This window comes from Brevibacterium senegalense (assembly GCF_000285835.1).
Taxonomy (GTDB): Bacteria; Actinomycetota; Actinomycetes; order Actinomycetales; family Brevibacteriaceae; genus Brevibacterium; species Brevibacterium senegalense.
Genome location: NZ_HE978605.1, coordinates 25,446 through 46,237, shown reverse-complemented (window position 1 = coordinate 46,237; position 20,792 = coordinate 25,446). Strand labels below are relative to the sequence as shown.

Below are 20,792 nucleotides of genomic sequence, written 5' to 3'. Positions count from 1 at the left end.
ATGGGTGGAGGACACGACACGGACGTCTCCCGCCTCGTGCAGGCAGCGGCGGAGCGGGACCCGGCCCTGCGGGAGCGGCTGGCGGACGCGGGACTGGAGGCGGCCTCGGTGACGGAGGCCGGGGCACTGTCCGCGGTGCGGGTGCAGAGCAAGGACGAGATGGTGGCGGCCCGGGCGCACGTCCTGAGCGGGGAGACGCCCCGCCGGGTGTTCCAGTCGCCGGGCCCCATCTACGAGGCGCAGCCGGCGGGGGAGGACCCGTGGCGGTGGCGCGAGGCGCTCGAGGCGGCGGGGCTGACCCCCGGCGACATCGTCCTCAACTGCTTCGGCTATCACCTGTCGCCGGCCGGTGCGATGTTCGACGAGGGCGTCATCGCCGCCGGCGGCACGGTCCTGCCGGCGGGGATCGGCAACCAGCAGCTGCAGGTGCAGGCGATCCGCGACCTGGGGATCCGCGGCTACGTGGGTCTGCCCAGCTACCTCAAGGCGCTGCTGGACCTGCACGCGGCGGACGGCGGGACAGCGGAGTCCCTGCCGCTGCAGTGGGCGGTCGTGACGGCGGAGCCGCTGCCGGACAGTCTGCGGCAGGAGCTCGAGTCGTGGGGGCTGCGCGTCCGGATGGCGTACGGCACCGCCGAGGCCGGTCTCATCGCCTTCGAGGACGGTACCGGGCCGGGGCTGGTGACCGCCGCCGGCATCACCGTCGAGGTGTGCGACATCGCGGACGGCACCCCGCTGGACGAGGGCCCCGGCGAGGTCGTCGTGACGATCCTGCGGGAGTCCGCACCGCTCATCCGCTTCGGCACCGGCGACCTGTCCGCCTGGGTGCCGGACGGCGGTCCGGGCGGGTCCGGCGGCCAGCGGCTGGCGGGCGTCCTGGGGCGGACGGGGCAGGCGGTCAAGGTGCGCGGCATGTTCCTGCACCCCGCCCAGGTGCGGGCCGCGGCCTCGCAGATCCCGGGCATCGACGGGCTGCGCTTCGTCATCGACCGGGAGGACCACAAGGACACCGTCGTCGCCGAGGTCGTGGTCGCCGCAGGTGCGGACGAGGCCGCCGTCGTGGCCCGGGCCGCGGAGGGGATCCGGTCCGCGCTGCGGTTCCGGGCCGAGGTGCGCCCCGTCGCGCAGGTGGACCAGGCCGAGCCGATCGACGATCGGCGCAGCTGGGACTGAGTCCGGGTGCACCCGGGGTCGAGTCTGGGTGCGGGCTGGGCGAGAGCGGGGGAAAACCCCCGTGGTGAGTGCGGTCGTCACCAGTGAGGGGCACCTGTCCCCGTTCCTACTGTGGGGAGCATGACAGCAGCCCCCGCCTCGCCCGCCCGTCCGCCCGCAGATTCCTCCGTCCCCTCCGACGTTCCCTCCAGCTCCTCCGACGCCCTTCCCTCCTCGGACCCTCGATTCTCTGCCGGCGCTCCTCACACAGCGCCGGCGGCCGCGGCCGCGGCGGCGGATGCTGCGACGAACGCGGCCGATCCGGCCGCGACCTCGCGCAGCATCCTCCTGCTGGCGGGAGCACCGCTGCTCCTCCTCACCGCCGTGTGCGGCGCGTTCCTGGTCGCCGGGGTCTCCGTCCCCACATGGGTGGTCGTCGCCGGCCGGTGGCTGCCCGCCCTCGTGTCCCTGGTCGTGCTGTGGCCGGCGCTGCGCCGCACCCGGGGTGTGCGCGACGTGCTGGTGCCCGCGTGGGGCCTGGGCCGCGGGCGCGGTGCGCGGACGCGGGCGGCCCTGCTGAGTCTGGCCGGCATCGCGGTCGTCCTCGTCGTCGCGGTCATGACCGCCGCACTGTCCGACACGGTGGGCGCCATGACGGTGCAGCCGTGGGGCGACGTCGCCCTGGGGCTGACGCTCATGCTCCCGCTCATCCCGGTGCTGGCCCTCAGCACACTGGGCGAGGAGGTCGTGTGGAGGTCGCACCTGCCGCAGCTGCTGGGCGGGACCTTCTGGCGCAGGTCCTTCCTCATCGCGCTCGTCTGGGCGGTGTTCCACGTGCCGCTGCACCTCACCTACGTGCTGCAGGGCGACCTGTCGCTCGCCCACGCGGCCGCGACGACCGCGGGACTCATCCCGCTGAGCCTCTTCCTCAGCGCGCTCACCGCCCGGCAGGGCAGCGTGTGGCCGGCCGCCCTCGCCCACGCCGTACCGGTCACGGCGCTGACGCTCGCGCAGAACGCCGCGGCGATCGACCCGGCGGCGCTGTGGACGATCACACTGCTGGGCGGCGTGCTCATGCTGAGTGCGGCGATGGCGCTGGCACCCTCCGAGGACGCGCACGCCGGCTGATCGGCCCCGTGTCCGCGACGCGCTCCGCGGTCGGAACCGCTGTCCGGTCGACGCCGCCGTCGACCGGACAGCGGACCGTACGGGACCGCGGCGGGGCACCGCTGTTAGTCTGACGTGGACCGCGTCCGCGGCAGTCTCATTCCCCGGTGAGGAGCACCCCAGATGACCGATGTCCCGTCCTCGATGAATGCAGGTCTCGCAGCCGTCGATCCAGAGATCGCGCAGGTCCTCGATCAGGAGCTGAGCCGTCAGCGCGGCACCCTCGAGATGATCGCCTCGGAGAACTTCGTGCCGAAGGCCGTGCTGGAGGCGCAGGGCTCCGTCCTCACCAACAAGTACGCGGAGGGCTATCCGGGCCGCCGCTACTACGGCGGCTGCGAGTTCGTCGACGTGGCGGAGAATCTGGCGATCGAGCGGGCGAAGTCCCTGTTCGGCGCGCAGTACGCGAACGTGCAGCCCCACTCCGGCGCCCAGGCGAACGCCGCGGTCATGCACGCGTTCGCGCGCGCGGGCGACCGCCTGCTGGGTCTGGACCTGGCGCACGGCGGCCACCTGACGCACGGCATGAAGATCAACTTCTCCGGTCGCCTCTACGACATCTCGTCCTACGAGGTCGACCCCCAGACGCACCGGATCGACATGGACGTCGTCCGCCAGCGCGCGCTGGAGGCCCAGCCCACCGTCATCGTCGCCGGCTGGTCCGCCTACCCCCGTCAGCTGGACTTCGAGGCGTTCCGGTCGATCGCGGACGAGGTGGGCGCGACCCTCTGGGTCGACATGGCCCACTTCGCAGGACTCGTCGCGGCAGGGCTGCACCCCAACCCCGTCCCGCTGGCGGACGTCGTGTCCTCGACGGTCCACAAGACGATCGGCGGCCCCCGCTCCGGCTTCATCCTGTCGAAGGACGAGGCGAACGCGAAGAAGATCAACTCCGCGGTGTTCCCCGGCCAGCAGGGCGGCCCGCTCATGCACGTCGTCGCGGCCAAGGCGGTCGCGTTCAAGCTCGCGGCGCAGGCGGAGTTCAAGGAGAAGCAGGAGCGCACGCTGCGCGGTGCCAGCATCCTGGCCGAGCGCCTGCAGGAGCAGGACGTCGTCGACGCCGGCGTCCAGGTCCTGACCGGCGGCACGGACGTCCACCTGGTGCTGGTGGACCTGCGGAACTCGCACCTGAACGGTCAGCAGGGCGAGGACCTCCTCCACGAGGTGGGCATCACGGTCAACCGCAACTCCGTCCCGTTCGACCCGCTGCCGCCCATGACGACCTCCGGTCTGCGCATCGGCACGCCCGCGCTCGCCTCCCGCGGGTTCGGCGACGAGGAGTTCACGGAGGTGTCCGACATCATCGCCCAGGCGCTCAAGCCCGGTGCGGACATCGACGCGCTGCGCGCCCGCGTGGACAAGCTTGCGGAGGACTTCCCGCTCTACGAGGACCTGGTGCAGTACTCATGACGACCACGGAGACGCAGACGGACGGTCCGCTCAAGCTCAGCGGCACCGCGACGGCCGCGACGATCAAGAGCGAGCTGGCGCAGCGCGTCGAGGCGCTCGCCTCCCGCGGAGTGACCGCGGGGCTGGGCACCCTGCTGGTGGGCGAGGACCCGGGCTCGCAGTGGTACGTCGCGGGCAAGCACCGGGACTGCGCGGAGATCGGCATCGCATCGATCCGCGAGGACCTGCCGGAGACGGCGACGCAGGAGGAGATCGAGGCGGCGGTCCGCCGCCTCAACGAGAACCCGGAGTGCACGGGCTACATCGTGCAGCTGCCGCTGCCGAAGGGCATCGACGAGAACCGGATCCTCAGCCTCATCGATCCCGCGAAGGACGCGGACGGACTGCACCCGCAGAACCTGGGCAACCTGGTCCTGCGGGTCAAGGAGGACATCGACACGCCGCTGCCCTGCACCCCCGCGGGCATCGTCGAGCTCCTGTCGCGGTACGACATCGACCTGAACGGCAAGCACGTCGTCGTCCTGGGCCGCGGCGTGACGGTGGGCCGGCCCATCGGTCTGCTGCTGACCCGCAAGTCCGTGAACGCGACCGTCACCCTCACGCACACCGGGACGCAGGACCTGCCGGCACTCGTCTCCCAGGCGGACGTCATCGTGGCGGCCGCCGGACAGGCGGGCATGGTGACGGCGGACATGGTCAAGGACGGTGCGATCCTCGTGGACGTGGGCGTCTCCCGTGAGACGGACCCGGAGACGGGGAAGTCTAAGGTGGTGGGCGACATCGACGCGGCGGCCCGGGAGAAGGCCTCCGCGTTCACGCCCAACCCCGGCGGCGTGGGCCCCATGACCCGGGCGATGCTGCTCGTCAACGTCGTGCAGATCGCGGAGCGGCAGGCGGCGCAGGCCGGCTGACGGACCCCGGACCACGTTGACGGCCGCCCCACCCTCTGCGATGGGGCGGCCGTCGTCGTCTGCGGGGAAGGGCCGTGCGGGCGGGCCAGCGCGGGTCGGCAGCGGGGTCGGTTCGGCGTGAGCCGCGAGTGGGTCAGCGCGGTGCCCACACGGCGTCGGGCAGGAACTCGATGAGAGCGGCACTGGGCTGTGCCAGGGCGGTCTCGACGACCTCGGCGGCGAAGCGCTCGACGAACAGGCCGATGAGGGCGCCCATGGCCGCCCCGATGCGCTCGTTGCCGCGCAGGCCGGGCGTCAGCTCGACCGGCAGCGAGGGGAAGTCCATGACCCGCTGGGAGACGTCGAAGAACGTGTCGTAGTAGGACACGTGGTCGACGGCGAGCTCCGGGGCACGGCGGGCCAGCTCCTCGATCTCGCTCAGCTGCATGTGCAGGCCGCGGACGTCGAAGGCGATGTCCGTCCACCGGCGGGCCTGGGCGAGGTCGGCGGGGACCAGGTCGCAGCGCTCCCACAGCAGCCCGTCCCCGGCGGCGCTGGCGCGGGGGCCGCCGGCCTCCTCCAGCTCCGTCGCGAGTGCTGCGACGAGGGTGTCCGTCGCGTCTGCGAAGCCGATGAGAACCCCCGGCCGCAGCGGGCGGTACCCGGCGAAGCGCGCGACGTAGAGGATGCGGTCCCGCAGCGAGCGCTGCGTCTCCGGCACGGCGAAGACGAGCCCTTCGAACCGCCCGGTGAACGGGGGTGCGGCGGCGTCCGCGGACAGCATGTCGAAGCGGTGCTGCATGGCCTCGTCCAAGGAGTAGACCGAGGTCGTGCCCGCCTTCGTCCGGCGGAGCATTCCTCTCTGCACCAGGCGGGTGACCTGATTGCGCACCGCGGACGGCTGGTGGCCCTGCAGGCCCAGGACCGCGGTGATGACGGGACCCGGAAGCGCCGCCGCGCGCAGCGAGCCGAAGGCGGAGATGATGTCGAAGGCCCCGCGTGTGAGCCGGTACCGGGGGTGGTCTGCCACGTCTGCACTCCGATCCGGGAGGAACTGTCCTGCGTGCTGCTCTCGATCCTAGTGTGCGAAGTGTCACATCGGTTCGAATGCGGAGGCGCATCATGGCTCAGCAGACACAGTCGGACGTCCAGGACAACTTCTACCGCTCGGCGATCTCCGCCGGCATCGCCGTGGGCATCACGGCCCTCATCGGATTCGTGTGCTTCACGATCTTCGGGGCGGGGATCGAGACGACGATGCACTGGCTGGTGGTCCTCGGCCTGGTGGCCGGTGGCATGACCTTCACCGGGGTGACGTGGGGCGTGTCCGCGGGACAGCGGAAGGGCGGTTCCGTCCCGGCACGGGGGTGAGGCGCTCGGCCCGGCCGTCCCGCGACGAGGCCCGGGCCCGTTGCACGGGCCCGGGCCTCGTCCGGGGGACGTCTCTCCTCAGTACGAGCGGGGGAGGCCCAGGGCCTTCGTGCCCAGGTAGTTGAGCACCATCTCCTGGCTGACGGGGGCGATGCGCATGAGCCGCACCTCCCGCAGGTAGCGGCCCACGTGGTACTCCTCGGAGTAGCCCATCCCGCCGTGCGTCTGCACGGCGCGGTCGGCGGCCTCGTACCCGGCCTCGGCGCACAGGTACTTCGCGGTGTTCGCGGTTCGGCCGCTGGGCAGACCCTGATCATAGGTCCACGTGGCGTGCCGCAGCGCCAGCTCCGCCGCGTCCAGCTTGGCCAGTGAATCCGCCAACGGAAACTGGATCCCCTGGTTCATGCCGATCGCGCGGTCGAACACGACGCGGTCCTTCGCGTAGGCGGTCGCCTTCGCCAGTGCTGCGCGACCGATGCCCAGTGCCTCCGCCGCGATGAGCATCCGCTCCGGGTTGAGACCGTCGAGGATGTAGGAGAAGCCCTTCCCCTCCTCGCCCACACGGTGCGCCTCCGGGACGACGAGGTCGTCGATGACGAGTTCGTTCGAGGAGACCGCGTTGCGGCCGATCTTGCGGATGGGGCGGATGTCGACGCGGCTGCGGTCCAGGTCCGTGAAGAAGAGCGTGAGCCCGTCCGTGGGCTTCTCGACCTCGCTGCGGGGCGTGGTCCGGGTCAGGAGCAGGATCCTCTCCGACTCCAGCGCCTTCGAGATCCACACCTTCCGGCCGCGGACCACGTAGTCCGTCCCGCGCCGGGTCGCGGTCGTCGTGATGCGGGTCGTGTCCAGGCCCGCGTCCGGCTCCGTCACCCCGAAGCACACGTGCAGGTCGCCGGAGGCCACCCGCGGCAGGTTCTCCTGCTTGAGCTCGTCGGAGCCGTGGACGATGACCGGGTGCATCCCGAAGATCGTCATGTGGACGGAGCTGGCGGCATTCATCGCCCCGCCGCCGGCCGCGATCGCCTCGAGGAGGAGGGTCGCCTCCGTGATGCCCATGCCGCCGCCCCCGTACTGCTCCGGTGTCGTGATGCCCAGCCAGCCGTGGGAGGCGAGGTGGTCGTAGAACTCCGTGGGGAACTCCTTGGCGAGGTCCTTCTGCGCCCAGTACTCGTCGTCGAAGGCGGAGACGATGTCCTGTGCCGCGGACCGCAGCTCGACCTGCTCCTCCGTCAGTCCGAACTCCATGGGGTGAACCTCCTGTCGCCGCCGGGGACGGCGGTGTCCGTGTGCATCATGCGCCGCCGTGCCGTGGTGGATTGCGGCGGATCATCCAGGCTCAAAGGTACTACCATTGAAGCGGATCGGGAAGGGGCGGTGCCGTGAGCGGAGCGGAGCAGGTGGCGCAGGGACTGCGCGACCGGATGCTGAGTGGCGACCTGACAGTGGGAGACCCGCTGCCGCCGGAGCGGGACCTGGCGCAGTCGCTGGGCGTGAGCCGGACGACCGTGCGCGGCGCGCTCGCCCTCTTGGAAGCGGAGGGGCTGGTCGACCGTCGGGTGGGACGCGGCGGCGGGACGTTCGTCGGGGAGCCCGGGGCGGCCCAGGTGACCGCGGCCCTGCAGCGCGGGATCGGCATGGCGGGCTTCCCCGCCGTCGACCTGGCGGAGGCGCGGCTGTCGATCGAGCCCGCCTGCGCCGGGCTGGCGGCGCGGCGGATCACGCGCGATCATCTCTCTGACCTGCGGCTGCTCCAGTCGTCGATGGCGCGGGCGCAGCGGCGGGAAGAGTTCTTCGAGGCGAACGCGCGCTTCCACGTCCTCATCGCGGAAGGCAGCGGCAACGAGGTCCTGGCGGCGCTCATCCGGGGGCTCATCGCGCCCATCCGCAGCGTCACGGACGACCCGGCCCGCATCCGCGAGCGCGAGATGCACGAGACGATCCACGTCCACGAGCGGATCCTCACGGCGCTGGACGCGGGTGACGCGGCCGCGGCGGAGGCGCTCATGCGCAGCCACCTGCGGGCGCACGTCGACGTGCTGTGTGCCGCCCCGCAGCGTTGACCCCTGGCGCGTCCCGGCAGGTGGGAGGCGCGGACGGGGTTGACGCGCGGATGTCTGTGCTCCTCCTGTGATTCGTGCTTGCGAATCACAGTTCGCATATACCAACGGAGGTAGGCATCCATGGTCGACGACGACCACCGCGCAGGTCCACCGTGCCGTAGGCGCAGACGACCGGCGGCCCGTGCGTGGGGCGCAGCCTGCGCCGTCGCGGGACTCACGGCGCTGTCCGCGTGCTCCGGCGACGCGTCGGATACGCCCGTGCTCAAGCTCGCGGACAGCTACGCCACGACCCACATGTTCGCCCGGTACGGCGTGTCCGGCTTCATCGACGACGTCACGGCACCCGGAGACGGGGAGGTGGGGATCGAGTACTACCCCTCGGGCCAGCTGGGCAGCGCGCGCGACATCGTGAACCTGGCGCAGGCGGGATCCCTCGAGATCACCCCGGCCGCGCCGGCCTACCTGGCGGACCAGCTGCCCCTGTCGAGCGTCACGGATCTGCCGGGCCTCGAGGAGGACTCCTGCGTCGCGGCGGCCGCGTACACGGATGTGCTGTCCGAGGACGGGATCCTCTACCAGGAGGAGTACGAGCCGCGCGGACTCCGGCCGCTCTTCGTCGCCGTCATCCCCAGCTACGAGATCATGACGGTGTCCACCCCGGTCACGTCGCCCCAGGACGTCCCCGGCCTCACGATCCGGTCGTCCGGGGGCGCGATGGACGCGAACATCGAGGCGCTGGGCGGCGCACCCGTCAGCATGACCGCGGCGGACGCCTACGAGGCGCTGTCGCGGAGCACGGTCGACGGGATCTCGTTCCCGTTCGCGAGCGTCACCCCCTACCGCCTCGAGGAGGTGCTCCACCACTCCACGAAGGGAGCGAACATGGGCTCGTTCGCGGTCCCGTACGTCATCGCGGAGGAGGCCTGGCAGGACCTGAGTCCCGCTCAGCAGGAGCGGATCACGACCGCGACGGAGGCGGCGACGGACCGCCTGTGCGCGGGCATCATGGAGGATAATCCCGCCTCCGAGCAGCTCATGCGCGACGCCGGGGTCGAGTTCACGGAGCTCACCGAGGAGCAGAAGGCGGAGTTCGCGACGGCTCTGGACCCGATGCGCGAGCAGTGGGCGAAGGGCTTCGACGACGCGGGCCGCCCGGGCACGGAGATCCTCACCGCCTACGAGGACGCGCTCGCCCGGCACCAGGACGAGGGCGTCGACGAGGCGGACGCGTCGACCACGGCGCAGACGACCACGGATGAGGAGGGCTGAGGCATGAGCACGGAACCCCCGAACCCGTCAGCACCGGAGACGGCGGCAGTCGATCCGACGGAGGCGGCGTCCCCGGCGGCACGGGAGCACCTGCACCCGGCGGTCCGCGGGATCGGCACCGTGAGTGCGACTGCGGCGGGCCTCGCAGTCGTCGCGATGTTCGTCGTCATGCTCGTGGAGGCGGGCTCGCGCTATCTGCTGAACGCGCCCCTGGGCTGGAACGTGAGCGCCGTCGAGCGCCTCCTCATGCCCGGCATGGTCTTCCTGGCCCTGCCGTGGATGTACGTGTGCGCGGGCCACGTGAGTGCCGGCATGCTATACTCCCGTCTGTCCGCCGGCTGGCAGCGCTTCGCCCGGATCATCGCGTTCCTCTGCGTGCTGGTCGGGGCGGCGCTCCTGTTCGCCGCTGGCCTGAACGGAGCCGTCCAGGCCGCGATCCTGGGCGATGCGCCGCCCCCGGGCTCCGCCGAGGTGCCCATTCCCACGTGGATCTGGCTCGCGCTCCAGCCCCTGGGAGGCCTGGGCCTCCTCCTCGTCGCCCTCATCGACGCACCGCGCTTCCTGCGCGACGGCGAGATCGAGGACGCAGCGGAAGGACACCAGCCATGATCGTCCTCGCCATCACCGCGCTGCTGCTGGTGCTCATCCTCCTGCGGGTGCCGATCGCGTTCGCGATCCTCATCGCGGGCCTCGTGGGCATGGTCGCCGTGGACGGGCGGGATGCGGCCTTCGCGGTCGTCCAGGTCATTCCCATCACGGCGTCCGGCAAGTACTCGTTGGCCGCGATCCCGCTCTTCATCCTCATGGCCCACTTCGTGCTGGCCAGCGGAGCACTGGGCTCCCTGTTCGAGAGCGCGCGCGTCCTGGTGGGCCGCGTGCGCGGCGGGACGGGCATCGCCGCGGTTCTGGCCGGTGCGGGCTTCGCATCCGTCTCCGGCTCGTCGACCGCGGCGGCCGCGACGCTGGCGCACACGTCGACCGGCGAGATGGTCCGCCAGGGCTACTCGCCGCGCCTGGCGACGGGCGCGGTCGCGAGCGCCGGCACGCTCGCCGCGATGATCCCGCCGTCCATCCTGCTCATCTTCTACGCGATCACGGCGGAGACGAGCGTGGGCCAGACGCTGCTGGCGGGTCTGGTGCCGGGCATCCTCATGGCCGCGGCGCTCTGCACGGTCGTCTACGTCCAGGCACTGCGCGGTCAGGCACCGGCGGGCGAGGCGTTCGCGTTCGCGCAGAAGCTGCGGGCCGTGACCGGCCTGCTGCCCATCGGCGTCCTCTTCATCCTCGTCGTGGGCGCCGTCTTCTTCGGCATCACGACCGCGACCGAGGCCGCGGCGGTGGGCGCCCTGGGCGCCCTGGGCCTCATGATCGCGTACGGGAAGGCGTCGTGGGCGAACATCCGCGACGCGATCACCGGGACGGTCACCAGCAGCGTCATGATCATGTTCATCATCGTGGGCGCCCACGTGTTCGGGCACTTCCTGGCGGAGAGCCGGGTGACGCCCTCGGTGGTGGACGCCGTGAGCGCGTGGGAGGTCCCCTCCGTCGTCATCATGCTGGGGATCGCCGCCGTGTACCTGGTCCTGGGATTCTTCATGGACCAGATGGCCATCATCGCCCTGACGGTCCCGGTGACCCTCCCGCTGGTCGAGGCACTGGGATACGACCCCATCTGGTTCGGCATCGTCGTCATCCTCGTGGCGGAGATCGGCCTCGTCACCCCGCCGCTGGGCCTCAACGCCTTCGTGACGGCACGTGCCAGCCGCATCCCGCTGGAGACCGTGTTCCTGGGTGCGGTCCCGTTCATCGTGGGCATGCTCATCGTCGTCGTGCTCGTGTTCGTCTTCCCTCAGCTGGCGCTCTTCATCCCGGAGCTGATGGACGGATGAGCGACGTGACGGCAGCACAGGCGGCACAGGCAGCACAGGCAAACCAGGCGGCACAGGCGGACCAGGCGGCTCGCGCACCGGGTCGCGCCGCACCCCTGGACGGGGTCCGCGTCCTGGAGGTGGGCACTGTCATCATGGCGCCGTACGCCGGGAAGATCCTGCGGGACCTGGGAGCGGACGTCATCCGGGCGGAGCCGCCGGGCGGCGACATCGGCAGACGCTCCGGTCTGCTGGGCCCGGAGGGCACCGCCGCGCTGTCGATGAACCTCAACGCGGGCAAACGCAGCATCGTGGTCGACGCCCGCACGGAGGAGGGCAGGGCCCACCTGGACGCACTGGTGGGGTGGGCGGACCTCGTCCTCACGAACACGCTCCCGACCCGCAGACGGGACTTCGGCCTCGACTGGGACCATGTGCACGCGGTGAACCCGCGGGCGATCCTCGTGACCGGGCAGGGGTTCGCGACGACCTCCCCGCGCGGCGATGAGCCCGCGTACGACGACATCGTCCAGGCGGCCTCGGGCGTGGCGGACACGTACCGACTGCGGGACGGCGAGCCCCGGTACTCGCCCTACGTCGTCGCGGACAAGGTGTGCGGGATGACGATGGCGCAGTCCGCGCTCGCCGCACTCCACGCGCGGAACGCCGACGGGGAGGGGACGTGGGTGGACGTGCCCATGGTCGACACGATGGCGGCCTTCATCCTCGTCGAGCACATGGGCGGGATCACCTTCGACCCGCCCGCCGGCCCCGTGGGCTGGTCGCGGGTGCTGGCGCCGGAGCACCGCCCGCATCCCGCGCAGGACGGGTGGGTCTGCGTCATGCCGTACACCGATGCGAACTGGCGGCGGTTCTGCGCGCTCATCGATCGGCCGGACTACGTGACGGACGAACGGGTCGCGACGAGCCGCGCGCGCAGCGGGGCACCGGCCCTCTACGAGCGGATCCTGGCGGAGTACATCGCGCCGCGGACCTGCGCGACGATCGAGGCCGAGTGCGCCGCGGCCGGCATCCCCGTCCACCGGGTCACCCGCATCGACGACCTCGCCGACGACCCGTACCTGACGCGGCGGCCCGTCCTCACCCGGGCGCAGCACCGGGCGGAGGGCGGCTGGCTCCACGTCTCCGGTCCCGCGGAGTTCCACGGCCACGCGAGGCCCGGCCCGGTCGACACGGCGCCGGCGGACACGGACCGCGCGGAGATCCTGCGGATGCTGGGTCTGGACCCCTCGCCGACGGCGGACACCGAGGCCGGGGCCGGATCTGCGGCCGACGGGCCGGTGCCGGGGGCGACCGGTGCCGCCGAGGCCGGGGCGGGGTCTGCGGGTGCGGCGGACTCCGCGGTCGACCGTCCGGGCGGATAGGGTCCGGTCATGGCAGCCGAGCACCGCACCGTGTCCCGCGTCCTGGGGATCCTCGAGACCGTGGCGCGCGCCCACGACCCGGTCACCCTCACGGCGCTGTCGCGTGCGCTCGACGCTCCCAAGAGCAGTCTCCACGGCCTGGTGGGCGGTCTGCTGCAGCGCGGCTACCTGCGCGAGGCCGACGGCGGCTACCGGATGGGGGCGGGGGCGCACGCGCTGCTGCAGCCGGCGGGCACGTCCCTGCCTCTGCTGCTGGGGCCCACCTGCGAGGAGATCGCGCTGCGGACGGGGGAGACGGCGACGGTCGCGGTGCGCGTGGGTGCGGAGTCCGTCGTCTACGTCCACACCTCGCCGTCGCTCTTCGAGGTCTGCTACCGACCGCGCATGCGCGAGCGGCGGCCGTTGCTTCCCACCAGTTCCGGCAAGCTGTTCCTGGCCCACGACGCGGATGCGGGGCGCGCGGCCGTGCTGGGGCGAGCGGGGGAGCGGGAGAGGTCCGTCTTCGAGCGGGAGGAAGCGGCGATCCGCGAGACCGGCATGGCCTTCAACCGGGAGGAGACGGTCGCGGATCTGGGCGCGGTGGCGGTGGGCGTCCGCGAGGCCGGAGAACTCACGGCCTGCCTCACGGTCGCGGGTCCCCACGGGCGGGTCGCGCATCGTCTGGAGGAGTTCGGCCGTCTGGCGCTGGACGTGCTGCGCGCAGACGGCTTCGGCCGCGACTCCTGAGAGTCGCGGCCGAAGCGATCCGTGAGAGGGGCCCGGAATCCGACCGGAGAGGCGACCGGTTCCCGGGCGGCGGGATCAGTCGTCCGTCAGACGCAGGGAGAAGAACACGCGGTCCTGGTCGGGCCCTGCGTAGTCCCCGATGCGGGTGCCCTCGAAGCCCAACGAGGAGTGGAAGGCGATGGCGCTGGCGTTGTCCGGCAGCGCGGTCGCCTGGACCACGTCCTCCTGATTGGCCTTGGCACGGGCGATGAATGCCTCGTACAGGCGGCGGCCGATGCCCAGGTGGCGGTAGTCCTGGCGTGCGGCCACGAGGTGGATGTAGGACGGACCCTCCTTGGGGAAGGCGCCCAGCAGATAGCCCACGACCTCGTTCTGGTACCGGGCCACCAGACCGCCGGCGGCGAACTGGCGGAACCAGTGCGGCTCGTGGTCGCCGCTGAGGTCGCGCTGACCCCAGAAGCGCTCCTGCGCGTTGAGGATCTCCGAGCGCAGCTCCAGGGGATCGAGCTCGTCGAGAGGGCTGATGATCAGCTTGTCCGGCGCGAAGTTCTCGTTCGTGGTCATGGCCTCTCCTCACATGTGACTTGAATGACCAGCATACGTGGCCCGTGTGATTCTGACAGTATGACTCCATGCTTCGAATCAGCACTGTGAATGTCAACGGCATCCGGGCCGCTCTGCGCAAGGGGATGGGCGGCTGGATGGAGTCCGCGGACTCCCCGCTCATCACACTGCAGGAGGTACGCGCGGCCAACGACATCGTCTTCGACATCCTGGCCGACAGCGGCTACCACGTGCAGAGTGCGGACGCGGAGGCGAAGGGCCGCGCCGGTGTCGCGATCCTGTCGAAGACGGAACCGGTCGCGACCCGCGTGGGCAACGGCGACGAGTACTTCGACACCGCGGGCCGGTGGATCGAGTCCGACTTCCGGCTGGAGGACGGCAGCCTGCTGACCGTCGTGAGCGCCTACGTGCACTCCGGTGAGGTGGACACTCCCAAGCAGGTGGACAAGTACCGGTTCCTCGACGCGATGATCGTGCGCCTGCCTCAGCTGGCGCAGCACGCGGACCACGCGCTGCTGACGGGCGACCTCAACGTGTGCCACACGGAGCTGGACCTCAAGAACTGGAAGGCGAACCGCAAGAAGGCGGGCTTCCTGCTGGAGGAGCGCGCGTACTTCGACCGGTTCTTCGCGGACGAGATCGGCTACGTCGACGTCCACCGGGCGCTGTCCGGCGAGGTGCCCGGCCCCTACACGTGGTGGTCGATGCGCGGGCAGGCGTTCGACAACGACGCGGGCTGGAGGATCGACTACCAGGCGGCGACCCCCGGGATGGCGCAGACCGCGACCGGCGCCCGCGTCGACCGCGCCGCCAGTTGGGGCGAGCGGTGGTCCGACCACGCGCCGCTCGTCATCGACTACGACCTGCCGGGGCTGCAGGAGGCCTGATCGCCGACGACGCGGACGGATCGTCGCGCACATGGCCGTCCGCCGGGGGGCTGGGCGGGTGGCAGAATGAGGGCCATGACTGACTCCGCCGCACCTGCCCCGACCCGCCCTCGTTCACTGTCCGGGATCCAGGCGACCTCGGACTCGCTGCATCTGGGCAACTACATCGGCGCGCTGCAGCAGTTCGTCGCGCAGCAGGAGACGCACGACGCGTTCTTCTTCATCGCGAACATGCACGCGATCACGGTCGACCAGGATCCCGCGCAGCTGCGCGAGCGCACGCTGCGGACGGCCGCGCAGTTCATCGGTGCGGGCCTGGACCCGCAGCGCTCGACCCTGTACGTGCAGTCGCACATCCCGGCGCACACCCAGCTGGGCTGGATCCTCGAGTGCACGACGGGGCTGGGCGAGGCGATGCGGATGACCCAGTTCAAGGACAAGTCGGGGAAGAACGAGCACGTGTCCCTGGGCCTGCTCACGTACCCCGCGCTCATGGCCGCGGACATCCTGCTCTACCAGGCGGATGTCGTCCCGGTGGGGGAGGACCAGCGCCAGCACCTGGAGCTCACCCGCAACCTGGCGGAGCGCTTCAACCACCGCTACGGGCAGACCTTCACGGTCCCGGAGGCGCACATCCTCAAGGCGACGGCGAAGGTCTACGACCTGCAGGACCCCACCGCGAAGATGTCGAAGTCCGCGAAGACGCCCGCCGGCCTCATCGAGATCCTCGACGACGAGAAGACGCTGACGAAGAAGATCAAGTCCGCCGTCACGGACACGGGCACGGAGGTCACCTACGATCCGCACGCCAAGCCGGGCGTCTCGAACCTGCTGACGATCCACTCCGCCCTGTCCGGGCGGTCGATCGAGGAGCTGGTGAGCGAGTTCGAGGGGAAGATGTACGGCCACCTCAAGGTCGCCGTCGCCGAGGTCGTGGTCGAGACCCTGCGTCCGCTGCGGACCCGGACCCTCGAGCTCCTGGACGACCCCGCCGAGCTGTCCCGTGTGCTGGACGCCGGCGCGGACGCCGCGTCCGCGGTCGCCCAACGAACGATCGAGCAGGTCTTCGAGCGGGTGGGCTTCCTGCACCGCTGAGCACCCGGTCGCAGACGCACACGACACCGCACCAGACGCAGTTATCAGGAAGGTGGTCCGCACGGTGGATCTCCCGCGCAGGAACCGTACGACGAAGCCCCTCAACCTGTCCCCGGACGTCCTCCACACCGCCGCCCGGGTCGAGGACCGCGCGCACGAGTGGCTGCGCAACCGCGCCACGAAGCGCGGGTGGAAGCGGACCGTCGTCTGCTACGACTCGTACGGCACGGAGAACAGCGTGCGCGTGCTGGGGCGGATGGTCCTCACCCGGACCGGCAAGCTGGCGGCGGACGTGCACGCGAGCATCCGCGGCTTCCGCTCCTTCGGCGCCGTCCCACTGGTCAACGACACCGCATGGGTGCGGATCGGCGACCAGGAGCACATGGTCGAGTGCGACCGCGGGGGGATCATCGACCAGGTCATCCCGGGCGACTACGAGCCGGGCGCCGTCGAGATCGAGCTGTGGACCTCCGACTCCCTGGTCGACCGGGCGACCGTCCAGATCGTCGGGTCGGAGCAGCGCTTCGGGATCATCTCCGACGTCGACGACACCGTCATGGTGACCGCGCTGCCGCGCCCCTTCCTGGCCGCGTGGAACACTTTCGTCCTGGACGAGCACGCGCGCAACCCCGTCTCCGGCATGGCGGTGCTCTACGACCGGCTCACGTACATGCGCCCGGACACGCCCATCATCTACCTGTCGACCGGCGCGTGGAACGTCGCGCCCACGCTCAAGCGCTTCCTGTCGCGCAACATGTACCCGGACGGGCCGCTGCTGCTGACGGACTGGGGCCCCACGACGACGCGGGCGTTCCGCAGCGGCACGGAGCACAAGCGGAACTCGCTGGAACGCCTGGCGCGCGAGATGCCGCACATGCGATGGCTGCTGATCGGCGACGACGGCCAGCACGACGAGGAGATCTACGGCGAGTTCGTGGAGAACCACCCGGACAACGTCGCCGCCGTCGCGATCCGCCAGCTGACGTCCGGTCAGGCCGTGTGGGCAGGCGGCCGCTCGCGCAACACCGGCCGCGGTCAGGGCGTCCCGTGGATCTACGCGCCGGACGGCGCGGGACTGGCCTCGAAGCTCACGGAGCGGGGGATCCTCTCCGACTTCTGACCATGCGCACGGTCAGCACGGCCGTGACGCCGGCCAGCAGCAGGCCCGCCGCCAGCAGGACGAACGCCCACGGCCGCACACCGCCCTCTGCCGCGACCGCGGCGTCGGCCTCCAGCGCGGCCTGCGCCGTGGCCGTGTCCCCAGGGGCCGGTGCGGAGGCTTCGGCGGTCTCCGCGGCCTCGGCGGCGGTCTGGAACGACATCGTGTCGAGCACCTGCGGGGACGACTGCGCGAAGCCCCAGTCCAGCAGGTCGATCGCCGCGTCGCGCGTCATCGTCGATCCGCCCAGGACCGCCGCGCCCAGGCGCTGCCCGTCCCGCTGCGCGACCGCGACGAACGAACCGCCGGCGGCGTTCGTGTGACCGTTCTTGAGCCCCAGGCCGCCGTCGACCTCGCCCACGATGCGGGTGTGGTTCTGGATGGGGTAGCCGGGCAGCTTCTCGTCCGTGTCCGGGTTCGTGGCGCCGGGGAAGTCGTACTCCGTCGTTTGCACGATGTCCGTGAGGTACTCGTCCTCCAGCACGGCGCGCCCCACTCGCAGCAGGTCCTCGACGGTCGTCGTCTGCCCGTCCGCGTCCAGCCCGGAGGTGTTGCGCGGGTGGGTGCCCGTCAGCTGCAGCTCCGCGGCCTTGTCCTCCATGAGGGCGACGGCCTCCTCCTGCCCGCCGGCGGCGTCGGCCAGCGCGTGCGCGGCGTCGTTCGCGGACGACATGAGCATCGCGTGGAACAGGTCGTCGATCGTGTAGTCGTTCTTCTGCAGCAGGCCCACCTTCGTCCCGTCGACCAGCATGTCGTCGTAGGTGGCCTCGTGCACGGCCTCCGGGTCGTCCAGGACGTCGACCAGCGCCAGGCCCGCCAACAGCTTCTGGGTGGAAGCCGGCGCGTGCTCCCGGTCCGGTGCGTGGGCGGCCAGCACCTCGCCCGTGTCCATGTCCGCGAGGATCCAGGACACCGCCGCCGGCTCCGGGGCGGGGGACCCGTCCGTCAGCGGTCCCGGATCGTAGACGGCCTCCGCCGAGGCCGTGGCCGACTGCGTCTGCGCCAGCACCGCAGCGCCGGTGGGGGAGGCCCACACCGCGGCCGTGAGGAGGCCGGCGAGGAGGGTCCGCAGGGTGGTGCGCGTCGTGCGCCCGCGTGAATCCATGCGCACCAGGATACGGGCGGTGACCTGTGAGGATATGCAGAAGGACCGCACCCCGCCGGTGGCGGTGGTGCGGTCCTTCCGGGCTGCGCCGCAGGGACGCGGGGTGCCGGTCAGGCGAGCGAGCGGGTGAGCAGCGCCCGCTTGACCTCTGCGATGGCCTTCGTCACCTGGATGCCGCGGGGGCACGCGTCGGTGCAGTTGAAGGTGGTGCGGCAGCGCCACACGCCCTCGCGGTCGTTGAGGACCTCGAGGCGCATGTCGCCGCCGTCGTCGCGGCTGTCGAAGATGAAGCGGTGCGCGTTCACGATCGACGCGGGGCCGAAGTACTGGCCGTCGGTCCAGTAGACCGGGCATGACGTCGTGCACGAGGCGCACAGGATGCACTTCGTGGTGTCGTCGAAGATCGCACGGTCGGCCTGGGACTGCAGGCGCTCGCGGGTGGGCTCGTTGCCGGACGGGATGAGAAACGGCATGATCTCGCGGTACGACTGGAAGAACGGCTCCATGTCGACGATGAGGTCCTTCTCCAGCGGGAGACCCTTGATCGCCTCGACTGTGATGACCTTCGACGTGTCGAGGTCCTTGAGCAGGGTCTTGCACGCCAGGCGGTTGCGGCCGTTGATGCGCATCGCATCGGAGCCGCACACGCCGTGGGCGCAGGACCGGCGGAAGCTCAGGGATCCGTCGATGTCCCACTTGATCTTGTGGAGGGCGTCCAGCACGCGGTCCGTGCCGTACATCGTGACGCTGTACTCCTCCCAGTGCGGCTCCTGATCGTTCTCGGGATCGAAGCGCGCGATGCGGAAGGTGCAGTCGAACGACGGGATCTCGCCGCCTCCGCCGCCTCCCAGGTGCGCCGGGAGGTCGACCTTGGAGGCCGGCTCTGCTGTCTGGGTGGTGTCTGCCATCAGTACTTACGCTCCATCGGCTGGTAACGGGTGATGACGACCGGCTTCCATTCGAGACGCATGCCGGGGATGCCCTCGGACGTCGCGTCCTCGTCCTTGTACGTCATCGTGTGCTGCATGAAGTTCTCGTCGTCGCGGTCCGGGAAGTCCTCGCGGAAGTGACCGCCGCGCGACTCCTTGCGGTGGATCGCGGCGACCGTGACGACCTCTGCGATCTCGAGCAGGAAGCCCAGCTCGACGGCCTCGAGGAGGTCCAGGTTGAAGCGCTTGCCGCGGTCCTGGATGCCCACGTTCTTGTAGCGCTCGCGCAGGGCCTCGATGTCGTTGAGCGCCTGGCGCATCGTCTCGTCCGTGCGGAACACCTGGACGTTCGCGTCCATCGTCTCCTGCAGGTCGCGGCGGATGTCCGCGATGCGCTCCGGTCCGTCGGAGGTGCGCAGCGTCTCGATCATGTCGACGACGAACGACTCCGAGTCCTCCGGCAGCTCCGGCATGACCGCGGTCTCCGCGTACTTCGCCGCGGCGATGCCCGCGCGCTTGCCGAACACGTTGATGTCCAGCAGCGAGTTGGTGCCCAGGCGGTTCGAGCCGTGGACGGACACGCAGGCCGTCTCGCCGGCCGCGTAGAGACCGGGGATGACGTCCGTGTTGTTCGCCAGGACCTCGGACTCGACGTTCGTGGGGATGCCGCCCATGCCGTAGTGGGCCGTGGGGAACACCGGGACGGGCTCCGTGTACGGCTCCACGCCCAGGTAGGTCCGGGCGAACTCCGTGATGTCCGGGAGCTTCTCGTCGATGTGCGAGGGCTCCAGGTGGGTGAGGTCCAGCAGGACGTAGTCCTTGTTGGGACCGCAGCCGCGGCCCTCGCGGACCTCGTTCGCCATCGAGCGGGCGACGATGTCACGGGGGGCCAGGTCCTTGATGGTGGGCGCGTAGCGCTCCATGAAGCGCTCGCCGTCCACGTTGCGCAGCACGCCGCCCTCGCCGCGGGCCGCCTCCGACAGGAGGATGCCCAGGCCTGCCAGGCCCGTGGGGTGGAACTGGAAGAACTCCATGTCCTCCAGCGGGATGCCGCGGCGGTAGGCGACGCCCACGCCGTCACCCGTGAGGGTGTGGGCGTTCGAGGTCGTCTTGAAGATCTTGCCGAAGCCGCCCGTGGCGAACACGACGGACTTCGCGCGGAAGATGTGAATCTCGCCGGTGGCCAGCTCGTAGGACACGACGCCGGCGGGCTGACGGACTCCGTCGACCTCCGTCATGATGAGGTCCAGGACGTAGAACTCGTTGTAGAACTCGACGCCGTGCTTGACGCAGTTCTGGTAGAGCGTCTGGAGGATCATGTGGCCCGTGCGGTCCGCGGCGTAGCAGGCGCGGCGCACCGGCGACTTGCCGTGGTCACGGGTGTGGCCGCCGAAGCGGCGCTGGTCGATCTTGCCCTCCGGGGTGCGGTTGAAGGGCAGACCCATCTTCTCCAGGTCGAGCACCGCGTCGATGGCCTCCTTGGCCATGACCTCTGCCGCGTCCTGGTCGACCAGGTAGTCGCCGCCCTTGACGGTGTCGAAGGTGTGCCACTCCCAGTTGTCCTCCTCGACGTTGGCGAGGGCTGCGCACATGCCGCCCTGGGCCGCGCCGGTGTGGGACCGCGTGGGGTAGATCTTCGTGAGGACAGCCGTGCGGGCGCGCTGGCCCGACTCGATGGCGGCGCGCATGCCCGCGCCGCCCGCGCCGACGATGACGACGTCGTACTCATGTACCTGCATAGGTGTCAGAACTCCT

At 70.9% G+C, this 20,792-nt stretch carries 20 protein-coding genes; 14 read left to right on the top strand and 6 right to left on the bottom strand.

Annotated elements, in window-relative coordinates; translation table 11 throughout:
• The 4 genes from HGBR_RS10795 (at position 1) to HGBR_RS10780 (ending at position 4,640) form a co-directional block, all read left to right on the top strand.
• Positions 1-1,173, top strand: a complete 1,173-nt coding sequence (locus HGBR_RS10795) for a phenylacetate--CoA ligase family protein (protein ID WP_019159357.1) — start codon at positions 1-3, stop codon at positions 1,171-1,173.
• 120 nt (positions 1,174-1,293) lie between these two features.
• Entirely contained in the window at positions 1,294-2,280 is a 987-nt protein-coding gene (locus HGBR_RS10790) for a CPBP family intramembrane glutamic endopeptidase (RefSeq protein ID WP_019159356.1), read from the top strand.
• Positions 2,281-2,442: 162 nt separating this feature from the next.
• On the top strand, positions 2,443-3,729 hold the full coding sequence (gene glyA, locus HGBR_RS10785; RefSeq protein ID WP_019159355.1) for a serine hydroxymethyltransferase: 1,287 nt from the start codon (positions 2,443-2,445) through the stop codon (positions 3,727-3,729).
• Positions 3,726-4,640, top strand: a complete 915-nt coding sequence (locus HGBR_RS10780) for a bifunctional methylenetetrahydrofolate dehydrogenase/methenyltetrahydrofolate cyclohydrolase (RefSeq protein WP_019159354.1) — start codon at positions 3,726-3,728, stop codon at positions 4,638-4,640. Before glyA ends, HGBR_RS10780 begins: the two co-directional genes overlap by 4 nt.
• A 133-nt stretch (positions 4,641-4,773) precedes the next feature.
• Here the strand turns inward: HGBR_RS10780 and HGBR_RS10775 are convergent, their stop codons facing one another.
• Positions 4,774-5,649 (bottom strand): hypothetical protein, encoded by an 876-nt coding sequence (locus tag HGBR_RS10775; RefSeq protein WP_019159353.1) that lies wholly within the window; start codon positions 5,647-5,649, stop codon positions 4,774-4,776.
• Positions 5,650-5,741: 92 nt separating this feature from the next.
• On the opposite strand from HGBR_RS10775, the gene HGBR_RS10770 reads away from it, so the two are divergent.
• Positions 5,742-5,990, top strand: a complete 249-nt coding sequence (locus HGBR_RS10770) for a hypothetical protein (protein ID WP_019159352.1) — start codon at positions 5,742-5,744, stop codon at positions 5,988-5,990.
• 78 nt (positions 5,991-6,068) lie between these two features.
• Here the strand turns inward: HGBR_RS10770 and HGBR_RS10765 are convergent, their stop codons facing one another.
• Positions 6,069-7,235 (bottom strand): acyl-CoA dehydrogenase family protein, encoded by a 1,167-nt coding sequence (locus HGBR_RS10765; RefSeq protein ID WP_019159351.1) that lies wholly within the window; start codon positions 7,233-7,235, stop codon positions 6,069-6,071.
• Between the two features lie 134 nt (positions 7,236-7,369).
• Here HGBR_RS10765 and HGBR_RS17550 point away from each other — a divergent pair, with 134 nt between their 5' ends.
• From HGBR_RS17550 to HGBR_RS10735, 6 genes are all read left to right on the top strand, one after another.
• Entirely contained in the window at positions 7,370-8,050 is a 681-nt protein-coding gene (locus tag HGBR_RS17550) for a FadR/GntR family transcriptional regulator (protein ID WP_147522445.1), read from the top strand.
• A 258-nt stretch (positions 8,051-8,308) separates the two neighbouring features.
• Entirely contained in the window at positions 8,309-9,319 is a 1,011-nt protein-coding gene (locus HGBR_RS10755; RefSeq protein WP_019159349.1) for a TRAP transporter substrate-binding protein, read from the top strand.
• Between the two features lie 3 nt (positions 9,320-9,322).
• Positions 9,323-9,928 (top strand): TRAP transporter small permease, encoded by a 606-nt coding sequence (locus HGBR_RS10750; protein ID WP_019159348.1) that lies wholly within the window; start codon positions 9,323-9,325, stop codon positions 9,926-9,928.
• A complete protein-coding gene (locus HGBR_RS10745; RefSeq protein WP_019159347.1) occupies positions 9,925-11,208 on the top strand; it encodes a TRAP transporter large permease in 1,284 nt (427 codons plus the stop codon). Before HGBR_RS10750 ends, HGBR_RS10745 begins: the two co-directional genes overlap by 4 nt.
• Entirely contained in the window at positions 11,205-12,572 is a 1,368-nt protein-coding gene (locus HGBR_RS18940) for a CaiB/BaiF CoA transferase family protein (protein WP_019159346.1), read from the top strand. Before HGBR_RS10745 ends, HGBR_RS18940 begins: the two co-directional genes overlap by 4 nt.
• 9 nt (positions 12,573-12,581) lie before the next feature.
• On the top strand, positions 12,582-13,298 hold the full coding sequence (locus HGBR_RS10735) for an IclR family transcriptional regulator (protein WP_019159345.1): 717 nt from the start codon (positions 12,582-12,584) through the stop codon (positions 13,296-13,298).
• A 75-nt stretch (positions 13,299-13,373) separates the two neighbouring features.
• On the opposite strand, the gene HGBR_RS10730 is transcribed toward HGBR_RS10735, so the two are convergent.
• Positions 13,374-13,862: a GNAT family N-acetyltransferase gene (locus HGBR_RS10730; protein WP_019159344.1), complete on the bottom strand. Its 489-nt coding sequence runs from the start codon at positions 13,860-13,862 to the stop codon at positions 13,374-13,376.
• A 68-nt stretch (positions 13,863-13,930) separates the two neighbouring features.
• Here HGBR_RS10730 and HGBR_RS10725 point away from each other — a divergent pair, with 68 nt between their 5' ends.
• The 3 genes from HGBR_RS10725 to HGBR_RS10715 all read left to right on the top strand — a co-directional run bounded on the left by HGBR_RS10725 (position 13,931) and on the right by HGBR_RS10715 (position 16,964).
• Positions 13,931-14,749 carry an exodeoxyribonuclease III gene (locus HGBR_RS10725; RefSeq protein WP_026077521.1) on the top strand — a complete coding sequence of 273 codons (819 nt, stop codon included), beginning with the start codon at positions 13,931-13,933 and terminating at the stop codon, positions 14,747-14,749.
• A 75-nt stretch (positions 14,750-14,824) separates the two neighbouring features.
• On the top strand, positions 14,825-15,844 hold the full coding sequence (gene trpS / locus HGBR_RS10720; RefSeq protein ID WP_019159342.1) for a tryptophan--tRNA ligase: 1,020 nt from the start codon (positions 14,825-14,827) through the stop codon (positions 15,842-15,844).
• Positions 15,845-15,908: 64 nt separating this feature from the next.
• Positions 15,909-16,964 carry an App1 family protein phosphatidate phosphatase gene (locus HGBR_RS10715; RefSeq protein WP_040365015.1) on the top strand — a complete coding sequence of 352 codons (1,056 nt, stop codon included), beginning with the start codon at positions 15,909-15,911 and terminating at the stop codon, positions 16,962-16,964.
• On the opposite strand, the gene HGBR_RS18935 is transcribed toward HGBR_RS10715, so the two are convergent.
• The 3 genes from HGBR_RS18935 to sdhA all read right to left on the bottom strand — a co-directional run bounded on the left by HGBR_RS18935 (position 16,933) and on the right by sdhA (position 20,776).
• Positions 16,933-18,108, bottom strand: coding sequence for a D-alanyl-D-alanine carboxypeptidase family protein (locus HGBR_RS18935; protein ID WP_083882863.1), 1,176 nt, complete (start codon positions 18,106-18,108; stop codon positions 16,933-16,935). The two genes, HGBR_RS10715 and HGBR_RS18935, sit on opposite strands and share 32 nt — an antisense overlap.
• A gap of 110 nt (positions 18,109-18,218) precedes the next feature.
• The gene (locus tag HGBR_RS10705; RefSeq protein ID WP_019159339.1) at positions 18,219-19,016 is read right to left on the bottom strand and encodes a succinate dehydrogenase iron-sulfur subunit; all 798 of its coding nucleotides are present in this window, start codon (positions 19,014-19,016) and stop codon (positions 18,219-18,221) included.
• Entirely contained in the window at positions 19,016-20,776 is a 1,761-nt protein-coding gene (gene sdhA, locus HGBR_RS10700; RefSeq protein WP_019159338.1) for a succinate dehydrogenase flavoprotein subunit, read from the bottom strand. Before sdhA ends, HGBR_RS10705 begins: the two co-directional genes overlap by 1 nt.
• Positions 20,777-20,792: the final 16 nt, after the last annotated feature.

What these genes read in the sequence shown, in the direction of transcription:
- HGBR_RS10795 (WP_019159357.1), top strand. Translation starts at nt 1, where the DNA reads ATGGGTGGAGGACACGACACGGACGTCTCCCGCCTCGTGCAGGCAGCG.
- HGBR_RS10790 (WP_019159356.1), top strand. Translation starts at nt 1,294, where the DNA reads ATGACAGCAGCCCCCGCCTCGCCCGCCCGTCCGCCCGCAGATTCCTCC.
- glyA (WP_019159355.1), top strand. Translation starts at nt 2,443, where the DNA reads ATGACCGATGTCCCGTCCTCGATGAATGCAGGTCTCGCAGCCGTCGAT.
- HGBR_RS10780 (WP_019159354.1), top strand. Translation starts at nt 3,726, where the DNA reads ATGACGACCACGGAGACGCAGACGGACGGTCCGCTCAAGCTCAGCGGC.
- HGBR_RS10770 (WP_019159352.1), top strand. Translation starts at nt 5,742, where the DNA reads ATGGCTCAGCAGACACAGTCGGACGTCCAGGACAACTTCTACCGCTCG.
- HGBR_RS10765 (WP_019159351.1), bottom strand. Translation starts at nt 7,235, where the DNA reads ATGGAGTTCGGACTGACGGAGGAGCAGGTCGAGCTGCGGTCCGCGGCA.
- HGBR_RS10750 (WP_019159348.1), top strand. Translation starts at nt 9,323, where the DNA reads ATGAGCACGGAACCCCCGAACCCGTCAGCACCGGAGACGGCGGCAGTC.
- HGBR_RS10745 (WP_019159347.1), top strand. Translation starts at nt 9,925, where the DNA reads ATGATCGTCCTCGCCATCACCGCGCTGCTGCTGGTGCTCATCCTCCTG.
- HGBR_RS18940 (WP_019159346.1), top strand. Translation starts at nt 11,205, where the DNA reads ATGAGCGACGTGACGGCAGCACAGGCGGCACAGGCAGCACAGGCAAAC.
- HGBR_RS10735 (WP_019159345.1), top strand. Translation starts at nt 12,582, where the DNA reads ATGGCAGCCGAGCACCGCACCGTGTCCCGCGTCCTGGGGATCCTCGAG.
- HGBR_RS10730 (WP_019159344.1), bottom strand. Translation starts at nt 13,862, where the DNA reads ATGACCACGAACGAGAACTTCGCGCCGGACAAGCTGATCATCAGCCCT.
- HGBR_RS10725 (WP_026077521.1), top strand. Translation starts at nt 13,931, where the DNA reads ATGCTTCGAATCAGCACTGTGAATGTCAACGGCATCCGGGCCGCTCTG.
- trpS (WP_019159342.1), top strand. Translation starts at nt 14,825, where the DNA reads ATGACTGACTCCGCCGCACCTGCCCCGACCCGCCCTCGTTCACTGTCC.
- HGBR_RS18935 (WP_083882863.1), bottom strand. Translation starts at nt 18,108, where the DNA reads ATGGATTCACGCGGGCGCACGACGCGCACCACCCTGCGGACCCTCCTC.
- HGBR_RS10705 (WP_019159339.1), bottom strand. Translation starts at nt 19,016, where the DNA reads ATGGCAGACACCACCCAGACAGCAGAGCCGGCCTCCAAGGTCGACCTC.
- sdhA (WP_019159338.1), bottom strand. Translation starts at nt 20,776, where the DNA reads ATGCAGGTACATGAGTACGACGTCGTCATCGTCGGCGCGGGCGGCGCG.